This window comes from Stenotrophomonas sp. STEN063 (assembly GCF_056854515.1).
On record NZ_JBXFWF010000047.1, the window covers coordinates 21,171 to 39,067 of the forward strand.

A 17,897-nucleotide genomic window follows, 5' to 3' on the forward strand; every position below is an offset into this window, starting at 1 on the left:
CGGGGTCAAGCCGAATTGACCGTCCAAGGCGGCCGAAGTTCCCCGTGGTGCCGGCGCCCGGTCCACGCACTTGCTACGCAGACTTTACGCCGCCACGCCCAGCCACCATCGCGATTTGACGCGGCTGCAGCGCATCGTGGCACCACCGCGCCGCACGGCGCTTGAACATGGTGCTACATGAGCGTTTTACTGATCCGGCACACCCAGAAGCCAATGCCGGATGCATCCTTCCTGCCTGCACAGCTCGCAGGGCAGCCGCTGCAATGCCTGTACTGCGCCTCATTGCCCGCTTTGGCCCAATGCCTGCAGCACGCACGGCAGCATGCGCCGAGCTGGGTGCTGATCGAGAACAGCGCAGCCGACGCGGCGCAATGGACGCTGCACGGCCGCAGCGTATGCAACGCCCTGGACGCCCTGTCGGCACCGTACATCGAAATCGCCAGCGATGATGCCGATACGCTGGAGACCCATCTGCATCCGCACCACGCTGCAACTGCGGTGGTGGTCTGCAGCACTGGTACCGATGAGGCGCGACATCTGTCGCTGGCCATTGCCACACGCCTGCTGAGCAATGGAGAAGGTGGCTGAGCCATGGCGATCTTCATCGTACGTGGGCCCGATGCCTGTGATGCACTGCTGCAAGCTGCCGTGCCGCTGCCACGTCAAGTCATGAATGCATTGGTGCATCGCGCACTCGATGTCGGCATCAGCGTCGCGCAACGCAACTGCCATTCCGAGCAGGAGCTGTTGGACGCGCTATGCGCTGCCGACCACAACCAGGACGACGTGATCCTGCTTGCACCAGCGGCCTGCGTGCACAGCCAGCGCTTGCAGCGACTGCTGCCTCGCCTACGCAACGCCTACGTGGAAGTTCACGAGGATACCAGCGGCGCGCCGCAGTCCTGCCTGCCGGAGCATCTTGGCCATCGTCTTGGCATCGCCCAGGGCTACTGTGCGCAAAGCTATGTACTGGCCATGGAACTGGCACTTGAACACCTGTGCTGCAGCGATGTCGGCGACCGCGTGCATGTAGGCACCTGAGATGGATGCGCATCGCTACATCGTTGGCTATGAGGTCTATCTGGATGGCCACCCGTTCTGGTGGGGGCATCTGGCCGTGCATCTGCAGGATGCAGATCCGATGCTGTTGCAGCCGCAGCTGCTGCTGGATCATCTGTGTGCGACGGCGGCGCAGCGACACGATGTTGCTTCGGCGCAGGTGCGGTTGAAGATGATCAGTCGGCTGTAGCGAATGGTGTTCCTTTCCACCGGCTTCGTTGCCTACGCCGCTCCTGCACACTACGGGTGGATTGCCTGGAAAGCCCCTTGCCGAGCGTGGCTCGGCACTACATGCTGCCATCTGGCGCGCTTTCGCAGTTGGGCCTCGCCCAATACACTCGGCCTGCCCTCTTTGAACTGCAGGTCTTCGACTCCACATGCCTCTACTCAACGGTTTCGCGCTGGGCCGGGAATTCGATATGGAGACGGAACTGGTGCAGGCATGTTCGGAAGCGCCAAACCACATCCTGGAACAGCTGGTTTTCAGCTCGGAACTGGACTTTGATCCCTGCCGTGAGCAACTGGAGAAGGCGCTCTCGCTTCGTTACGGCCCATCTGCAGCGCCCATCTTGAGCGTGAACGGAGAAGTTTCCGTGGCCTGCTATACCTTCGCCAAGGACGCAACACGGGTCACCGCGCAGATCTCCTGCGAAGGGCCGAACTACCGCTGCCATGGCTTCGTCCATGCCACCACCCGCTGGCAACCGGATTCCAGTCCGTGATTCGCTATCATCGGCTCGTGGGCGTGTACACGCCAACCTGAAGCACGCATTCGATTCCCAAGGACGATCCCTGACATGAATAGTCATTCCATGCTGCTGTGGTTGCTGCTTGCCGTTGCACCGGCTGCGGCGGCGGATACCCAGGATGAAGCAGCCACATTGGCCATCGTCACCGCCGGCCATTGGCAGTCAGGGCAACAGCAGGGGATCTATCGGGTGCGCCTGGAGAATGTTGGCTTCGAGCACGTTTCCTGCCGTGTCTGGATTGAATGGCTGAGCGCAGCTGCTCCTGCAAAGCCTTTCGCTACCGTTGAAAAACTGCCGTTGGCGGAAGCATCGGACGGCTTCTGGTCGTGCCCCAACCGCAGCGGCACCGTGGCTCTGCACGATGCCTCGTTGCAGCTGCATCTGGTCCATGCCTATTCGCACGAGTCGCGCGTGTTCAATGTGGTGCTTGGGGCACCGGGACACTACCAGCTGCAGGAGGGGAACGAACCCTGAAACACCTGCCAATCGCTCGACAACCAGGCAACGGCAGGCATGACTTCGCGCCGTGCGCGAGCACTGCCCAACAAAGGAACACACCACCGTGACGAATGGAATCAGCCACACTTTGCTACCGACGACGAACACAGGGCAGCGCACCTGCCGCGGCCTATTGTTGGCAGGCATATTGCTGCTGGGCGCATGTGCCACACAGCCCGGTCCACTGGGCACGCTCTCCAACATCACGGTCACCGAGAGTGGCGTGGACAACGAGCGCGACGCGCTGCTGTGTCATGGATTCAAACCGGATCCCCGGCAGGTGCGTGCGTTCTTCCGCCAAGCCGTGCTGATCACCCCGCGCCAGCAACACGACTTCTTCCTGCATGGGCCCTGCTATGTGCGCGGCACCCTCACCACCGCGTACGAGACCTGGCATTGGGAGCTGCGCAATGGCGGCACTGCGCGGGTGACTTCCGCTGCGGGCGATGATGCTTTCCTGCTGGCCGATCCGCGCGAGGAATCATCGCTGGGCGATGAGTGAGGCCTGCACGGTTCTGTAGTGCCGAGCCATGCTCGGCAGATGCCTTGCCGGTAAAGCCTCTGCCGAGCATTGCTCGGCACTACCGCATTACTCCCTCCCTTTTGCGCGGCAAAGGGGAGGTTGGGGAAGGGTTGGCTCCGCGGCCTTTCCAGCGTTGCTGGCTTCGCGGCTTACGCCGCTCCTACAAAGCTGATGGATGCCTGGGGAAGCCGCTGCCGAGCATGGCTCGGCACTACATTGGACAAGCCTCTGCCGAGCATGGCTCGGCACTACCGCTGCTGCTCCTTCCCTTTTGCGCAGCAAAGGGGAGGGTTGGGGAGGGGTTGGCTCCGCGGCCTTTCCAGCGTTGCTGGCTTCGCGGCTTACGCCGCTCCTACAAAGCTGATGGATGACTGGGAAAGCCTCTGCCGAGCATGGCTCGGCACTACCGCTGCTGCTCCCTCCCTTTTGCGCAGCAAAGGGGAGGGTTGGGGAGGGGTTGGCTGCGGCCTTTCGAGCGTTGAGGGCTTCGCGGCTTACGCCGCTCCTGCAAAGCTTATGGATCGCTGGGAAAGCCTCTGCCGAGCATGGCTCGGCACTACATTCGTGAAGCCTCTGCCGAGCATGGCTCGGCACTACCCTCAGTAGTCTTCTTCGGCGGCGGCTTCGCGGCCTTGCTGGCGGATCAGCGCTTCTTCGCGGGCGTCGTTGATGGCGTGACGCACGCTGTCCAGATCCACCGCGCGCTCGTCCGGAGTGAACTCGCCGGTCAACACGGTATCCGGCAGCAGATCGCCGGCCTGGAACAACTCCCACATTTCCTCGCCGTACCAGGTCTCCAGCAGCTCCGGTGCCCAGCGGCCGAGGTTGGCGGTGAGGTTGTTGACGTCACGCAGCAGCATGGTGCGGGCGGCGTTGTTGCCGCCGGCGCTGACCACCTGCGGGAAATCGATCACCACCGGGCCATCCGGCCCGACCAGCACGTTGTACGGCGACAGATCGCCGTGGATCAGGCCACAGCACAGCATCAGCTTGACCTGCTGGACCAATACGGCGTGGAACTCGCGCGCCTGCCCGGCGCTGAGTTCCACCTCGCCCAGACGCGCGGCACTGAAGCCCTCGGCGTCGGTCACCAGCTCCATCACCAGCACGCCGTGGAAATAACCGAACGGCTCCGGCACGCGCACGCCGGCGTCGCGCAGCTGGTACAGCGCGTCGACCTCGGTGTTCTTCCAGGCCGCTTCGGCCTGCTTGCGGCCGTAGTTGCTGGCCTTGCCGATGGCGCGGGCCTCACGGCTGCCGCGCACCTTGCGGCCTTCCTGGTACTGCACGCGCTGCTGGAAGCTGCGCTGCGCCATGTCCTTGTAGACCTTGGCACAGCGGATCTCGTCGCCGCTGCGAACCACGTAAACCGCTGCTTCCTTGCCGCTCTTGAGCGGGCGCAGGACCTCGTCGATGACGCCGTCGTCTATCAGTACCTGCAATTGTTGGGGTGTTTTCACGGTGTCTCGGTGGCTGCGGGTGGCGGCTCGATCTGCATCGAACGTGGGCCGTCCGGGTGGGATCAGGCCGGCATATTGTTGCCGATGGTACGGAAACCGGCCAGCGATGGCAGCACCCACGGGTTCAGAGTGAATGGTTCTGATGGCACGAACGCGAACGGCCAGGCGTTGGGCCTGGCCGTTGACCGGGGGTAACTTGGGATGAAGGCGGTTTGCCCAACGGGCTGCGCCTACCCTCTCCCCAACCCCTCTCCCGCAGGGAGAGGGGCTAACGCCTCGCCTTAGCGGCTCAGCACGCCGGGGTTCATCAGGCCCTTGGGATCGAGCTGGGCCTTGACCGCGTCCAGCACCGCCAGCGCGGCCGGGTCGCGGCCGGCGCGGTAGTCGTAGAACTTGCCCAGCTGCAGGTTGGCCGCGCCATGTGCGCGCATGGTGTCGGCGATCTGCCGCTTGAGCACATCAGCCGCGGCGCGTGCTTCCAGGTGTTCACCCGGGCAACCGATGCGCTCGCGGTGATCGGCATCGACGGTGCGCTGGTGGAAGGCGTTGTGGCTGTCCGGCCAATAGATGCAGGGCTCGATCACCACCGTCTGCGCGCCCACGCTGGACAGCAAGGTGCCAATGAAGATGCCATGCCTGTCCATCGTTTCCTGCTCGCGCGCGAACAGTTCCTGGAGTGCATTGAACATGCTGGTGGCCTTGGAATGCGGCACCAGCGCATGCACCGGCGCCCAGCGCTCGCCCTGCGGGCCGAGCATCGAGTTCCAGGCGGCAAATGGATTTGCGGCCATCATCTTGGGAATGGAGGGTTCAATGCTTTCACCAAACTCACCCACCAGCTTGCTCGCGCGAGTGACGCGATCGGCCACCTCGGCAGCGCTGTCGCCCTCCAGGGTGATATGCAGCGAGAACTGCTCCTGGTCGACGATATCGCGGCCCTTGACCGCCAGCTTCAGGCCGGAGATCAGGCCGCCCTTCCTGATCACATTGCCCAGCGCCTTGACGTCGCTGGACAGCCCGGCGCGGCGCATGCGCACGCGGGTCAGGGCCGGATCGAAGGCCGCCGTTTCGCTGGCGAGTCCATGCCGTGCGAGCACGCCAAGTGCGGCAAACAGGCCATCGGCGGTCGGGAACTGCCAGGACAGGTAGTCGATATACGCGTGCTTGGGGATCAGCTTGAGCACGATGCGGGTCTTGATACCGAGTAGACCGCAATCGCCGAGAAACAGGCCGGTCAGGTCCGGGCCGTACCAGCGAAAGAATGGCGCGGTGTTGGCGGCTGCCGCCGAGCCGGTGGTGAGGATGTCGCCATTGGCGGTGACTACCTGCAGGCCCAGCACCACATCAGCCGAACAGCCATAGCGCGCGGTGCCGTGGAAGATCGCGCCCTGCGACATGCCGCCGCCGACCGTGGCGTGTGAACCGGACATCGGTCCGAAGTACGGGGTGCGCACGCCCTTGGCGTCCAACGCGTCCTTCAGCGCCCGCCAGGTGACGCCGGCGTCGACCACGACGTAGGCGTCTTCCAGGTTGATCTCGACGATGTTGTCCAGCGAACTGGTATCCACCAGCACGCTTGGGCTCTGCGCGGCGGTATAGCCGCTGGTGTAGCTCATGCCGCCACCGCGTGCGATCACCGCAACACCGGCCTCGGTGAGTTGCTTGACCGCAGCGGCCAGTTGTTGCGCATTGTTCGGGCGCAACACCGCCAGCAGCGGCTTGCCCTGTGAATAGACATCGGTGGCGAAATACTCAAGTTCGCTGGCATCGGTGACGATGCTGCCGCCCCAGCTGGACTGCAGCGTGGCGATGACGGCGGTGGCGGTGTCGTTGCTCATGGGGGTCCTTCGGTTCAGGCGGACAGGGCGGCGGCGCGCCCCTGGTAATCGGATTCGCTATCGGTGATCACCCGCAGCGGCACCGGCAAGGCACGCAGGCGCGCTGCCAGATCCGGGGCGGTGACATCGCGCAGCAGGCCGTGCAGGCGATTGCCCAGGCGCAGCAGTTCAACAACGTTGGCATGCACCAGTGCAGGCGCTGGCGCATCCACACGACGGCGCGCAGCGGCACTTGGCGCCAGCCACGGCCACAGCAAGTGGCGCTCGCGCTCCCATTGCCAGGCATCGCAGAGATAGCCACCGGCGCGGTCGATGACGGTGCTGGGCAAGCCCTGCAACAGCAGCGCCTGCTCCTCGGCATCGAGCAGCCAAGGCGAGTGCAGCACGACTTCGCTGACCCGCGCGCCCAGCGCATCCACCAGCGCAGGAACGTAGCCAGCAGCAGCGCCATGCGCTTCGATCAGCAACGGCAGCTCGGCGCTGCCGCGCACTGCGTCCAACAAGGCAGCGACCACACTGGCAGCATCCAGCCCGGCATCGCTTTCGCAGGAGGCACCGTGGCCGGGAAGGTCCGGCAGCAGGCACGCGCTGTCATCGTCATCAAGCTGTTGCGGCACCAGCGGGCGGGTGCCGGGCGCATGCAGGAACAGGCGCATGGCCCCCTGCCCTGCCCGCTCCCAGACCGCCATGTCACCGCTGGCGGTGGCGATGATGCGTCGCTGCCAACGGTCGTCCGCCGCTGCACCCGCGCTGCCGGCAACGAAGGCCGGCTCGGCCGCCAAGGTCTGCGCCAACCACGCATCCATGCTGTCGAGCATCGCCGGAATGCCGGCGGGCTCTTCAACCACGGTGACGTTGTCAGGCAGACCGTGCAGGCGCGGTCGGTGCGCCAACAGCGGATCGCCGTGGCGGTAGACCAGCCACGAAGGCATCTGCAGCTGCTGCAGCCAGAAGTGATCGTTGTGGCGGAACGCCGCCGCATAACCGGCGCGGTAGGTGTCGCCTACATCCAACACATCCATCACCGTTTCGCGGGTGCTTTCAGTGGTCTGTGGCGGAATCATCATCGCCGCGTCGGCGCGGCCGTCGTACCACGGGAAGTAATACTTCTGCTCGCGCATGCGCGACCACAGCCAGCGCAGGTGCGAGCCGTCCCACTGCGGCACGAACGGCGGCAGGTAGGCATCGCCATACAGTGCGCTTTCCTGCGCGGTGAAAGCCGCGTAGCCATCGACCACCAGCGCTGCCACGCGCTCGGGATTGGCCCAGGCCAGCCAGGTCGCGATCAGCCCGCCGGTATGCATGCCGAACACCGCGAAGCGCTGCAGGCCGATAGCGTCGACGAACGCAAGTGTGGCCGCGCCGAACTCGGCAATCGTCATTGGATTGCCGGGCAGGGCATCGGAGTAGCCGAAGCCAGGCGTATCCGGCGCAATCACCGTATAGCGATCGGCGTAGCGCTGCTGCATCGCTGCCCACATCCGCGAGTTCTGCGGCGATTGGTGGATCAGCAACAGCGCCGGGCCGCTGCCGGCAATACGGTAGTGCACCTGCCGTCCATTGACGGAAGCGAAGCGGCGCTGGATCTGGGTCATGCCTGTTCCTTAGAGCCGTACCAGTGCCTTGCCCAGGTTCTCGCCATTGAGCAGGCCGATGAAACCGGCCGGCGCGGAGGCCAGCCCGTCGTGGATATGTTCGCGGTAGCGCAGCGTGCCGGCGGCGATCATCTGCGCCAGTTCGCTGCGGCATTGCGCGAAGTCGGCCAGGTGGTCGTAGACCACCAGGCCTTCAAGGCGTGCGCGCGCACCAATCACCGGCCCGAGATTGGGTCCGGCCGGGCGCTCCGCGCGGTTGTACTGATCACTGAGCCCACACAGCACCACGCGCGCATGCAGGCGCAGCAATGACAACGCCGCTTCCAGCACCACACCGCCGACATTGTCGAAGTAGCCGTCGATACGGTCCGGGCAGGCTGCACGCAGCGCATTGATGAAATCCGGATCGCGGTAGCTGACGCAGGCGTCGAAGCCAAAATCATCGGTGACGATGGCGCACTTCTGCGCGCTGCCGGCGATACCGACCACGCGGCAACCCGCGGCCTTGCACAGCTGGCCGACGACACTGCCAACCGCACCAGCGGCGGTGGAGACCAGAATGGTTTGTCCGGGCTTTGGTTGCAGGATCCTGCGCACACCCGCCCACGCGGTGAGCCCGGGAATGCCCAGCACGCCAACGGCAGTACTGAGCGGCGCCAAGCCCGCATCGATCAGCGTTGTGGCACTCGCATCCAGCACGGCCTGTTCGGCCCAACCGGTCATGCCAGTGACCACCTCGCCCATCTGGAAGCGACCGCTTCGATCCTCGATCACCGTGCCGATGCCATAGCCCGGCACGATGCTGCCCAGCGGCGGGCACGGCACCGCATAGCGGCCACCAAGTTGCGCACGCAGGAACGGGTCCAGCGACAACCACTGCACCTGCACCGACAGCTGGCCGTCGCCTGGCCTCGGCAACGGCAGCTGCTGCAGGTCGAAGTCCTGCAGCTGTGGCGGGCCCTGCGGGATGCTCCGCAGGCAGACGGCCTGCATTGTCGTGTGCAGGCCGTCCATCATCAGAACGCGTTGATGCCGGTCAGCTCGCGGCCGATCACCAGCTGGTGCACGGTCTCGGTGCCTTCGTACGTGATCACCGATTCCAGGTTCAGCGCGTGGCGGATCGCACCGTGCTCGGTGGTGATGCCGGCGCCGCCGAGCAGGTCACGGCATTCGCGGGCGATGTCGATGGCCAGGCGGCAGTTGTTCCACTTGGCCAGCGAGACCTGCTGCGGCTGCATCTGCCCAGCGTCCTTGAGGCGACCGAGCTGCAGCACCAGCAACTGACCGGCGGTGATGCGGCGGGCCATGTCGGCCATCTTGATCTGCGCGCTCTGGGTGGCGGCCACCGGGCGGCCGAACAGGATGCGTTCCTTGGTATAGGCCAGCACTTCGTCCAGGCAGGCGATGGCCGCGCCCAACGGGCCCCAGGTGATGCCGTAGCGGGCCTGGGTGAGGCAGCCCAGCGGGCCCTTGAGACCCTTCACGTTGGGCAGGCGGTTGGCGTCGGGCACACGCACGTTGTCGAAGAACAACGCACCGGTCACCGAGGCGCGCAGGCTCATCTTGTGCTTGATCTCCTGGGCGGTGAAGCCCGGCGTGCCCTTCTCGATGACGAAGCCCTGCACGCCTTCGTCGGTATTGGCCCACACGATGGCGATGTCGGCCACCGAGCCATTGGTGATCCACATCTTGGAGCCGTTGATCACCCAGTCGCCGCCGTCCTTCACTGCGCGGGTCTTCATGCTGGCCGGATCGGAGCCGCCATGGGCTTCGGTCAGGCCGAAGCAGCCGATCACCTTGCCGCGCGACATGTCCGGCAGCCAGCGCATGCGCTGCTCTTCCGAACCGTAGGCGTAGATGGGGTACATGCACAGCGAGCTCTGCACCGAGACGAAGCTGCGGATGCCGGAATCACCGCGCTCCAGTTCCTGGCAGATCAGGCCGTAGCTGACGCTGTTCAAGCCGGCGCCGCCGTATTGTTCCGGCAGCGAGCTGCCAAGCAGACCCATGTCGGCGATTTCGCCGATCAGCTCGGCCGGGAACCGACCCTGGTCGAAGCAGTCGCCGATGATGGGCAGCACGCGCTCGTCGGTGAAACGGGCAACGGAATCCTGTACAGCGCGTTCTTCCTCGCTCAGCAGCGAACGCACGTCGAACAAATCGTAGGGGTTCAGTGTCTTCAGGCTCATTACTGTCTCTGGAAGGCGCATCCGCGCCCGGAAGGTAGGGGATAAGGTAGTTCAATCAGGCCGAAAGAATTGCTGCAGCTGCACGCTCGCCCGATGTAACGGCCGCTTCCATACCCGGAACCTGCAGTTCGGTCTGCTCGCCGGCGAAGTGGATGCGCCCGAACGGGGTGTTGGCCCAGCGCAGGGTCTGCGCGAAATGACCCGGCGCAATCTCAGAGAACGCGCCGTCGGACAAGGGATCATTACCCCAGCTGCGGGTCTCCAGCGGCAGCAGCGCGCCCTTGGACGTCGGCCGCAGACGCTCCATCGCATTGATGACCCAGGCAAAGCGAGCCTCGCGGTCCAGCGTGTCGGCCTGCTGGGCCATGGCGCCGTTGAGCCAGACGATAAGGCGGTTGATCTGGCCATCGGCGCCGGGCACGGCAAACACGCGCTGCAGCGGGCCATCGCCCCACAGCGACAGCGGCAGGCCGTCGTCTTCCCAGAATCTGCGGGTGGGCTGCAGGTGGATGGTGGTGACGGCGTTGGAACGACGTGCCGACCAGACTTGCTGCTGTGCAACCGGCGGCGCCGGGTCAATGACGATGCGGCTGAGCGGGCCGCTGGGCAGGGCCAGCACCAGATGCGCGGCGCGGAAGCGACGGCCATCGGCGCAGCGGACTTCCACGCCGCTGCGAACAGACTCGACCCGGGTGACCTGTGCATCGAGCAGCGGTGGCTGCGACAGCGATGCCGCCATCGCCTCCGGCAGCGTCTGGCTGCCGCCCTGCACCCAACCGGTACCCTTGGAACCGAACCGACGCAGCGCATCGCGGCGCAATGCATCGAGCGCGCTGATCGAGTGCAGCGAAGAAAAGCTGTTGCCGATATCCATCCACTGCAACGCCTGCGGTGACCAGCCCTTGCTGGCGATCAGCTGTGACAGTGGGATATCCAGCGAGAGATTGGCCGGATCGCGCCAGCTGTCGACGGCCGGCAGGCCAAGCTCGGCAATCGCGGTGGCCAGCAGCATCGGCGGCAACAGGCCATGCTCGCGGCCTTGCAGGGTATTGAGCGGGCTTTCACCCCAGGATTTTGCCGGCACCAGCGTATCGCCGATGGCCAGGCCAAGACCGGCAGCGGTCGGCAACGCAGCCGACGGAGGCACGATGCCGACACCGACACGCCTGGCGTGGGCGTGTACACGTACATAGGCGGTCCCAACTTCGACACCACCGATTTCGAAGCGGATGCCATTGCGCACCACGGTCTGCAAGCGGCCACCCACGCGCGGATTGGCTTCGAGCACCGTGACGCGGGCTCCACCGGCTTCCAGGGCATGGGCAGCGGACAGACCGGCCAGACCGGCGCCTACGACGATGACGTCACTGCTGGAAATCTTGGCGTGCAGCAAGCCAGGCAGCAGCGAAAGTGCAGCCATGCCAGAAACTCCGTTGATGAAATCGCGTCGTTGCATTGGGATTGCCTGCGGGGGTGCGGGGTTGCCTTACTTGCTTTTGCCTTACTTGCTTTTGCCTTACTTGCTTTTGCCTTACTTGCTTTTGCCTTACTTGCTTTTGCTTTACTTGCTTTTGCTTTGGATGCCGTCATTCCCGCGCAGGCGGGGTTTTCAACCGACGAATGTCGGGTCATCGCTCTTGCCTTTGCTCTTGCCGCTGCTCTTGCACGCCATGCCTGATTTCTAAAGCCAAAGCCAGAGCGATTCCCGCCTGCGCGGGAATGACGATCTGATGGAGCATCGGTAAAGCCCATTACACGCGGGCTGGGACGCCGCGAGACATCCCAGCCCACGCAAAACCCTTAGAACTTGTAACTAACCTCAACGCCATACATACGCGGCAGCGAAGGCGTCAAACCAAAGTCACGCAGGTTGGTCACCGCCAGTCCGGTCAACGGCGGCACTGCCGGCACGGCGACGTAAGCGTCCGGATTGATGGTGCGCTGCGCGTCTTCCAGGGTGCGATCGTTGAACGCATTGGTCACGTAGGCCGAGACCTGCAACTGCTCGGTCGGGCGGATGCTGAAACGGAAGTTGGTGCGGGTGGAGGCGCCGATGTACGCCAGGTTGTCGACCTGGATGTAGCGCTTGCCTTCGTAGTTGACGTCCATGTTGGCGGTGTATTCCCAGCCATTGGACAGCGCACCGTCATACATCAAGCCCAGCGTTGCCTTGTGCTTGGGCACGCGCGGCAGGGTGGCGCCAGCGGCATCGGCGGCCAGGTCAGCCAGGGTCGGTGCATTGCTGCTGGAGAACAGATCGGCCTGGTCCTGGCTGATGAACTTCAGGATCTCGGCATCGGTGAACGAGTACGCCAGGCTGGCCAGCCAACCCTGCGCGAACGCCCACTGGCTTTCCAGCTCGAAACCGCGAATGCGCGATTCACCGACATTGGTGGTGTAGCTGGTGGAGAACAGCGAGCCGTTCTTGCGGGTCACCGGACCGGTTTCGGTCAGCTGCTGGTTGGTCCAGTCAATCTGGTAGAGGTTGGCATTGATGCGCAGGGTGCCATCCAGCCAATCGCTCTTCATGCCCAGTTCGTAGTTCCAGGCTTCTTCTTCCTTGTAGGTGTTCAAGCCACGCGCGATCAGCGCGTCGCGATCGGCCTCCTGGAAGTCGGCGCGGTAGACGTCGGTATTGAACCCGCCCGGCTTGTTGCCCTTGGACACCAGCCCGTACAGGTTCACGTTCTCACGCGCCTGGTAGCTCAGCGTCCAACGCGGGGTGAAGCTGCTGAAGGTCTTGTCCAGCGCATACGACTGCCGATAGGTGTTTGCGCCGAGCACGCGCACATCGGTACCGCCCTTGCTGATTTCATCGCGCGCATAACGGCCTTCCAGCGAGGTGGTCCACTGCTCGTTGATGCGCCAGTTGATCAGTCCGTACAGCGCCTTGTTGACGGTCTGATCGTCCGGATTGGTCGGGATCGGCGTGACCACCTTGCTGCCACCGATGGTGTAACCGGTCAGGTCGCCGCCCCAGCCCGGCTGCGCGTTCTGCTCGTAGTAGTACGCACCGAGCATGCCCGATACCGCCAGGCTCTGGTCGCTGGTCAAACGGATGTCCTGCGACCAGTTCTTGACCCCGCTGTTGGCGAAGCTCTCGAACGCGCCGCCGTAGCCACGGATGGCGCTGTAGTCCTGATCGCTGGCCGCGTAGGTTTCGCTCTTGTTGTAAGCCGAGGTCGAGGTCAGGTTCCAGCCATTGGCGAACAGATAGTCCACCACCACGCTGGTGCGCAGCAGGTCGGTCTTGCGGCCGGAGAAATAACCTGCGGTCTCGAACTCCCTGGTGTTCAGCGCATAGTCCGACGGTTCCTTCAGCTCACCGCAGTAGTAGCCGCGACGGCGCGATTCAAGGATCGGATACAGGCCGAAGTACAGGCCACCGGTGTACTCGGGCAGGTAGCAGTTGAGGTTGTCGCTGCCCAGGCGAGCGGCGGCGAAGTGCTGGTCGCGGCTCTTCTGCTTCATCACCCTTGCGGTGATGTCCAGTGAATCGGTCGGTGACCAGGCGATGGCGGCCATGCCACTGATGGTCTCGGTGCCGTTGAGATCTTTCCTGCCCGATGCCTGGTTGTAGAACACGCCATCGTTGCCACGCTTGTTCAAGCTCAGGTCGTAGCCGAACGAGCCGTCTTCATTCCCGCCCGAGTAGAACAGGCCCATCTTTTCCTGGCCGTAGTTGCCAGCGCCCAGGGTGAGCTTGCCGCCCGGCGCACTGCCCGGCCGCTTGGTGATGAAGTTCACCGCGCCGGAGAAGGTGCGACGACCGAAGGCCGCCGACTGCGGGCCACGGATCACTTCCACACGCTGGATGTTCTCCAGCCCATAGCTTGAGATGTCACCTTCAACGTAGATGCCGTCGATGAAGAACGAGGCATTGGCCTCGCCCTGGATATTGGACATGCCACGGATCACCGGGCGGTCGAAGCCGCGGCCATAGCCGGACTTGAACGAGAAGCTCGGCGACAGGTTGGCGATGTCGCGCACATCGGTCAGGCCCTTCTTTTCGATGGTCTGCTCGGACATGGCGGTGATCGGCAGCGGCATCTGCTGCAGCGGCTCGGACACGCCGCGCGCGGTCACGGTGATCTGGTCAAGGCTCTGCACGGCGTCACTATTGGCTGCCGGCGGCGCGGGCGCTTGATCGCTGTCGGCAGCGGCAGCGCTGCCCGCGCACAGCAGCAGCGCGAGCGCGATCGAGGAGCACAGCAGGTCTGGCTTGATGGTTTTCATGGAATTCCCGACTGCAAGGTGTGTTCGGTATGGATTGGGAGGATGGATGCGCCGTCTTGGGGGAGGGTTCCGTCCGGTGTTTCCGTACTTCAGTCCTGCTGTTTCGCCACCGCGCCCTGCTTGAGCTGCTTGTAGGCGCTCCAGCTGGTGACGTTGGGCTGCACCCAGGTTTCGGGTGCGCGTGCGTATTCCGGGTAACGGCTACGCACGAGTTCCTGGATATCGGCCGGCAGCTCACTGACCGATGCGCGCTTGTTGCCCTGCGCGATGTACAACAGGCTGCCCGGGCGCATGCCCAGCTTCATCCATGGCAGCCACGGCCCGATGCGGGTCCAGCCATAGGTGACCGGCACGCTCTTCAACGCCGGGTTTTCCAGGTCCGCGCGTGGCGCGAAGAACATGAAATGCTCCGAGCCCATGTAGGTCGGGCCACTGGACTCGGCGGGGAATTCGGCCGGCTGCAGCGGATTGGGATAGGCCAACGGAATGTTGAGGGTCAGCATCACCTGGTCGCCGGCTTCCACCCATGGCAGGTGCATCGGCCGGCCTGGCGCGTTGAGCACGGTGTTGACCGGATCGTTGGCGACCTGCACGACCTCGTTGCGTTCGCCGGACAGCGGGTTGTCCCAGCTGTCGATGATCTTGCCGGTCTTCAGGTCGCGGTAGAACGTGAGCTCACGCGTGTACAGGCGCCAAACACCATCTGCCTGCTTCTCGGCACGGCAGATGTTGTAGCCCTCGAAGCCCATCAGCGGTGCGGCTTTCTTGCCCGGCTCCTGCGCGAACAAGGTGCCGGCCCACCACAGGATCTCTTCCTGCCTGGGGTCCAACGAGCAACGCAGCTTGACCATTGCCTCGACGCTGCCCTGTTCGGACTGCAGATCCAGCGCTTTTGCCTGTGGCGAAAGTGCCATTGCGACAGCCAGCAAAACCGATGACATTCGAATCACGTCCAACCCCCGATTGAAATGGAGCGATGAAGCCAGTGCCTTGGCCTGCTCCGGACCACGGAAGACAGGCCAGTGGGCCCATCAAAGATGACATATAGCTATATCATTAGTACATGTTTGTCCAATCATTTGTAAGACCTTTGTCGCCAACCCCGCAGCCCTGCTGGAGGGCGCGAAAACACCGCTGCAGTGGGCATGGCCAGGACTGCGCAGGATGTTGCCTTGCAACAGAAAAGCCCCCGTCCGGGCCGTGAAAATGGGTACTGGATTTTTGTCCGGACATTTGAGAGATTCGGGACCTGGGTCGTTTGCTCGGTCCACGGGAAGGCCGTCCCGACAGGGGTTGCGGCTGATACAAGGGGCAAGCGCACAGGTATTACCCCGGTGCTTGACCCCAACCAGACCTACATGACATATAGATATAACTTTAGAACTTGAAGCCTCCCGAGGAGTCGTCATGAGTCAGCAAGCCCTGCCCCCCAGTTGGCAGCACGTGGGCCGCCATGCGGTCTTCCCTGACAGCGCGCTGGATGACACCGCCCGCTTCGACTTCCTGGCCAACCTCAATGGCTACCTGGCCACCCAGCTCAGCCCCAAGGTCAAAGCCGCCTACGAAGGCCGGGTAAAACCGGCGTTCGAGAAGGAGAAAGGACGCGCCCCGCAAACCCGTCACGAAGTCCGCAAGGCGATGGCCGGCGATGCGATTTACCAGACCTGGAGTGCCCTGCGTCGCAGCAGCATGGAAATGCGCCAGCAGGCCGGTCGCGGCCTGGTGCTCAAACAGGTGGATGCGCTGATCGAGAAGACGCGCGCACTGAACGCCAGCGACGACGGCCTGCAACTTGATCCTTCGGTGCAGGTGCCGCGCTATTCCAGTGCGGTCGACATCCACTGCATGCCCGGCGGCTACCACACCGAGCTGCTGGCCGATGACGTCTCCGCCGCCGCCAATTACGACTGCGGCATCTTCGCCACCACCGGCGGCATGCTTGGCCGTTACAACGATGGCGGCGGCCAGGCCCTGGCGCAGTGGTTGCAGGAAGAACATCCCGGTTTCAAGCCGCGCCGCATCCTCGACATCGGCTGCACCGTCGGCCACAACATCGTGCCGCTGGCGCAGGCCTTCCCTGACGCCGAAGTGATCGCCATCGACGTGGCCGCGCCGATGCTGCGCTATGCGCATGCCCGCGCCCGTGCGCTCGGTATCAACAACATCACGTTCCGCCAGGCCAATGGTGAAGCGCTGGACTATGCGGATGGTTCGTTCGACCTGATCACCACCGCCATGTTCTGGCACGAGAGCTCGGCCACGGCGATGCCGCGCAAGCTGCGCGAGATCCAGCGCCTGCTGGCCAGTGGCGGCCTGACCGCGCATCTGGAGCAACCGCAATACCACGGCATGGACCCCTACGAGCAGTTCATCCGCGACTGGGATGCGTACAACAACAACGAGCCGTTCTGGAGCGTGATGCACGAGTACGACCTGCGCCAGATGATGGCCGCGGCCGGCTTCGATGCCGAGCGCTATTTCGAAACCAAGGTCCGCGGCGTGGTGGACCGGGACATCTTCCCGGTCGCCAGCGAGAGCGGCGAAGACCACGGCCGTGCCGCGCTGTGGACCATGTTTGGAGCCTGGAAAGCATGAGCATCGATCCGATCGCCCTGGCCGGCAGCCGCGCCCGTGGCAAGCGTCCCTATTTCTTCAAGGACCCGGACGTGGAGCGGGTGCTGTCCATCGCCATGGCCATTGCCATGGAGAACGCGGTTACCCATCAACGCCTGGACGCGCTCGAGCGCCTGATCGAACACAAGGGCCTGCTCAGCCGCGAGGAACTGGACCAGTTCCGCCCGGACCGCGAGGCCGAGGCACAGCGCACGCTGTGGATGAAGGAATACATCGCCCGGGTGCTGCGCATCGTGCAGCAGGAAACCGAGGCAGTGGAAGGCGGTGCTATGGACGTGCCGATGGAAGAAGTGATGGATGCACTTCGCAACGAATGAGGCCAAGCCTCAACTGATGACATCAATACGACCACAGGAAACCGCAATGCCGAACATGCAACTGCACCTGCCGCTGCTGGCCCGCCACGAAGGCGTCTGGGACGGCGTCTACCGCTACTACGATGCCAACGGCGACAAGATCGACGAGCACAAGTCGCGCCTGATCTGCCGTTTTCCCGCCGACGAGAACGTGCCGTACCACCAGACCAACCATTACAGCTGGGCCGATGGCAAGGTGGAAGTACGTGACTTCCCAACCCGCTATGAATTCGGCCGCGTCATCTTCGACAACGAGCTGATCTATGGCTGGGCCGCCGAAGTGCCGCTGGACGATTACCACCGCACGGTGATGCTGTACTGGAAGCGCAAGGGCGAAGAAGGCCTTGAGCTGTACGAAATGATCCAGCTTTCCGACTGCGGCCAGCTGCGCAACCGCATCTGGCATTGGTACAAGAACGGCGTGCTGGTGCAGCGCACGCTGATCGATGAAAAGTTCGTCAGCCGCGACTGGCAGAAGATCAAGGGCGAGAGCTTCAACGGCGACCCGATCTGATCTGCAGCTGTTGCTTGAGCCCCTCTCCCGCGCGCGGGAGAGGGGTTGGGGTGAGGGGAAGCTCCTGGCAAGCGAGCCCAACGCTTTGAAAGCTTTTGAAGCTTTAGAAGCTCCCCTCATCCGCCCCTTCGTGGCACCTTCTCCCGCAAGCGGGAGAAGCAACAACGGCAACGGCAACGGCAACCGCAACTGCAACTGCAACCGCAACGGCAACGGCAACGGCAACCGCAACTGCAACTGCAACTG

The 17,897-nt window shown here is 63.9% G+C and carries 18 protein-coding genes; 10 read left to right on the top strand and 8 right to left on the bottom strand.

Annotation, left to right across the window (positions count from 1 at the left end; all coding sequences use genetic code 11):
• Positions 1-177 precede the first annotated feature (177 nt).
• The 6 genes from AC1VWL_RS13065 to AC1VWL_RS13090 all read left to right on the top strand — a co-directional run bounded on the left by AC1VWL_RS13065 (position 178) and on the right by AC1VWL_RS13090 (position 2,808).
• Positions 178-588 carry a hypothetical protein gene (locus AC1VWL_RS13065; RefSeq protein WP_482986976.1) on the top strand — a complete coding sequence of 137 codons (411 nt, stop codon included), beginning with the start codon at positions 178-180 and terminating at the stop codon, positions 586-588.
• Positions 589-591: 3 nt separating this feature from the next.
• Positions 592-1,041 carry a 3-dehydroquinate dehydratase gene (locus AC1VWL_RS13070; protein ID WP_481614592.1) on the top strand — a complete coding sequence of 150 codons (450 nt, stop codon included), beginning with the start codon at positions 592-594 and terminating at the stop codon, positions 1,039-1,041.
• A gap of 1 nt (position 1,042) precedes the next feature.
• The gene (locus tag AC1VWL_RS13075; RefSeq protein WP_481614591.1) at positions 1,043-1,249 is read left to right on the top strand and encodes a hypothetical protein; all 207 of its coding nucleotides are present in this window, start codon (positions 1,043-1,045) and stop codon (positions 1,247-1,249) included.
• Positions 1,250-1,478: 229 nt separating this feature from the next.
• Positions 1,479-1,781, top strand: a complete 303-nt coding sequence (locus AC1VWL_RS13080; protein WP_482986977.1) for a hypothetical protein — start codon at positions 1,479-1,481, stop codon at positions 1,779-1,781.
• 75 nt (positions 1,782-1,856) lie between these two features.
• Positions 1,857-2,282 carry a hypothetical protein gene (locus AC1VWL_RS13085; protein WP_482986978.1) on the top strand — a complete coding sequence of 142 codons (426 nt, stop codon included), beginning with the start codon at positions 1,857-1,859 and terminating at the stop codon, positions 2,280-2,282.
• Between the two features lie 88 nt (positions 2,283-2,370).
• Positions 2,371-2,808, top strand: coding sequence for a hypothetical protein (locus AC1VWL_RS13090; protein WP_482986979.1), 438 nt, complete (start codon positions 2,371-2,373; stop codon positions 2,806-2,808).
• A 620-nt stretch (positions 2,809-3,428) separates the two neighbouring features.
• Here AC1VWL_RS13090 and AC1VWL_RS13095 read toward each other — a convergent pair.
• From AC1VWL_RS13095 to AC1VWL_RS13120, 6 genes are all read right to left on the bottom strand, one after another.
• Entirely contained in the window at positions 3,429-4,289 is an 861-nt protein-coding gene (locus AC1VWL_RS13095) for a PA4780 family RIO1-like protein kinase (RefSeq protein WP_296247480.1), read from the bottom strand.
• 281 nt (positions 4,290-4,570) lie between these two features.
• Entirely contained in the window at positions 4,571-6,127 is a 1,557-nt protein-coding gene (locus AC1VWL_RS13100; RefSeq protein ID WP_482986980.1) for an FAD-binding oxidoreductase, read from the bottom strand.
• A 14-nt stretch (positions 6,128-6,141) separates the two neighbouring features.
• Entirely contained in the window at positions 6,142-7,722 is a 1,581-nt protein-coding gene (locus tag AC1VWL_RS13105) for an alpha/beta hydrolase (protein WP_482986981.1), read from the bottom strand.
• A 9-nt stretch (positions 7,723-7,731) separates the two neighbouring features.
• Positions 7,732-8,739, bottom strand: coding sequence for an NADP-dependent oxidoreductase (locus AC1VWL_RS13110; protein WP_482986982.1), 1,008 nt, complete (start codon positions 8,737-8,739; stop codon positions 7,732-7,734).
• Positions 8,739-9,911 (bottom strand): acyl-CoA dehydrogenase family protein, encoded by a 1,173-nt coding sequence (locus AC1VWL_RS13115; RefSeq protein ID WP_482986983.1) that lies wholly within the window; start codon positions 9,909-9,911, stop codon positions 8,739-8,741. The genes AC1VWL_RS13110 and AC1VWL_RS13115 overlap by 1 nt, the downstream gene beginning before the upstream one ends.
• 55 nt (positions 9,912-9,966) lie before the next feature.
• Positions 9,967-11,331, bottom strand: coding sequence for a flavin monoamine oxidase family protein (locus AC1VWL_RS13120; protein ID WP_482986984.1), 1,365 nt, complete (start codon positions 11,329-11,331; stop codon positions 9,967-9,969).
• On the opposite strand from AC1VWL_RS13120, the gene AC1VWL_RS13125 reads away from it, so the two are divergent.
• Positions 11,296-11,589, top strand: a complete 294-nt coding sequence (locus tag AC1VWL_RS13125) for a hypothetical protein (RefSeq protein ID WP_482986985.1) — start codon at positions 11,296-11,298, stop codon at positions 11,587-11,589. The genes AC1VWL_RS13120 and AC1VWL_RS13125 overlap by 36 nt on opposite strands.
• 122 nt (positions 11,590-11,711) lie before the next feature.
• On the opposite strand, the gene AC1VWL_RS13130 is transcribed toward AC1VWL_RS13125, so the two are convergent.
• Both AC1VWL_RS13130 and AC1VWL_RS13135 read right to left on the bottom strand, forming a co-directional pair.
• A complete protein-coding gene (locus AC1VWL_RS13130) occupies positions 11,712-14,147 on the bottom strand; it encodes a TonB-dependent receptor (protein WP_482986986.1) in 2,436 nt (811 codons plus the stop codon).
• An 89-nt stretch (positions 14,148-14,236) separates the two neighbouring features.
• Entirely contained in the window at positions 14,237-15,061 is an 825-nt protein-coding gene (locus tag AC1VWL_RS13135) for a DUF1838 family protein (protein WP_482986987.1), read from the bottom strand.
• Between the two features lie 493 nt (positions 15,062-15,554).
• Here AC1VWL_RS13135 and AC1VWL_RS13140 point away from each other — a divergent pair, with 493 nt between their 5' ends.
• The 3 genes from AC1VWL_RS13140 to AC1VWL_RS13150 are packed head-to-tail and all read left to right on the top strand — an operon-like array spanning position 15,555 to position 17,651.
• Positions 15,555-16,742 (top strand): class I SAM-dependent methyltransferase, encoded by a 1,188-nt coding sequence (locus AC1VWL_RS13140; protein ID WP_482986988.1) that lies wholly within the window; start codon positions 15,555-15,557, stop codon positions 16,740-16,742.
• A complete protein-coding gene (locus AC1VWL_RS13145; RefSeq protein WP_296247458.1) occupies positions 16,739-17,098 on the top strand; it encodes a hypothetical protein in 360 nt (119 codons plus the stop codon). Before AC1VWL_RS13140 ends, AC1VWL_RS13145 begins: the two co-directional genes overlap by 4 nt.
• Positions 17,099-17,144: 46 nt before the next feature.
• The gene (locus AC1VWL_RS13150; RefSeq protein WP_296247456.1) at positions 17,145-17,651 is read left to right on the top strand and encodes a hypothetical protein; all 507 of its coding nucleotides are present in this window, start codon (positions 17,145-17,147) and stop codon (positions 17,649-17,651) included.
• Positions 17,652-17,897: the final 246 nt, after the last annotated feature.

Excerpts from the sequence above, each read along its gene's own strand:
- AC1VWL_RS13065 (WP_482986976.1), top strand. The coding sequence starts at position 178 with ATGAGCGTTTTACTGATCCGGCACACCCAGAAGCCAATGCCGGATGCA.
- AC1VWL_RS13070 (WP_481614592.1), top strand. The coding sequence starts at position 592 with ATGGCGATCTTCATCGTACGTGGGCCCGATGCCTGTGATGCACTGCTG.
- AC1VWL_RS13075 (WP_481614591.1), top strand. The coding sequence starts at position 1,043 with ATGGATGCGCATCGCTACATCGTTGGCTATGAGGTCTATCTGGATGGC.
- AC1VWL_RS13080 (WP_482986977.1), top strand. The coding sequence starts at position 1,479 with ATGGAGACGGAACTGGTGCAGGCATGTTCGGAAGCGCCAAACCACATC.
- AC1VWL_RS13085 (WP_482986978.1), top strand. The coding sequence starts at position 1,857 with ATGAATAGTCATTCCATGCTGCTGTGGTTGCTGCTTGCCGTTGCACCG.
- AC1VWL_RS13100 (WP_482986980.1), bottom strand. The coding sequence starts at position 6,127 with ATGAGCAACGACACCGCCACCGCCGTCATCGCCACGCTGCAGTCCAGC.
- AC1VWL_RS13105 (WP_482986981.1), bottom strand. The coding sequence starts at position 7,722 with ATGACCCAGATCCAGCGCCGCTTCGCTTCCGTCAATGGACGGCAGGTG.
- AC1VWL_RS13110 (WP_482986982.1), bottom strand. The coding sequence starts at position 8,739 with ATGATGGACGGCCTGCACACGACAATGCAGGCCGTCTGCCTGCGGAGC.
- AC1VWL_RS13115 (WP_482986983.1), bottom strand. The coding sequence starts at position 9,911 with ATGAGCCTGAAGACACTGAACCCCTACGATTTGTTCGACGTGCGTTCG.
- AC1VWL_RS13120 (WP_482986984.1), bottom strand. The coding sequence starts at position 11,331 with ATGGCTGCACTTTCGCTGCTGCCTGGCTTGCTGCACGCCAAGATTTCC.
- AC1VWL_RS13130 (WP_482986986.1), bottom strand. The coding sequence starts at position 14,147 with ATGAAAACCATCAAGCCAGACCTGCTGTGCTCCTCGATCGCGCTCGCG.
- AC1VWL_RS13135 (WP_482986987.1), bottom strand. The coding sequence starts at position 15,061 with ATGGCACTTTCGCCACAGGCAAAAGCGCTGGATCTGCAGTCCGAACAG.
- AC1VWL_RS13140 (WP_482986988.1), top strand. The coding sequence starts at position 15,555 with ATGAGTCAGCAAGCCCTGCCCCCCAGTTGGCAGCACGTGGGCCGCCAT.
- AC1VWL_RS13145 (WP_296247458.1), top strand. The coding sequence starts at position 16,739 with ATGAGCATCGATCCGATCGCCCTGGCCGGCAGCCGCGCCCGTGGCAAG.
- AC1VWL_RS13150 (WP_296247456.1), top strand. The coding sequence starts at position 17,145 with ATGCCGAACATGCAACTGCACCTGCCGCTGCTGGCCCGCCACGAAGGC.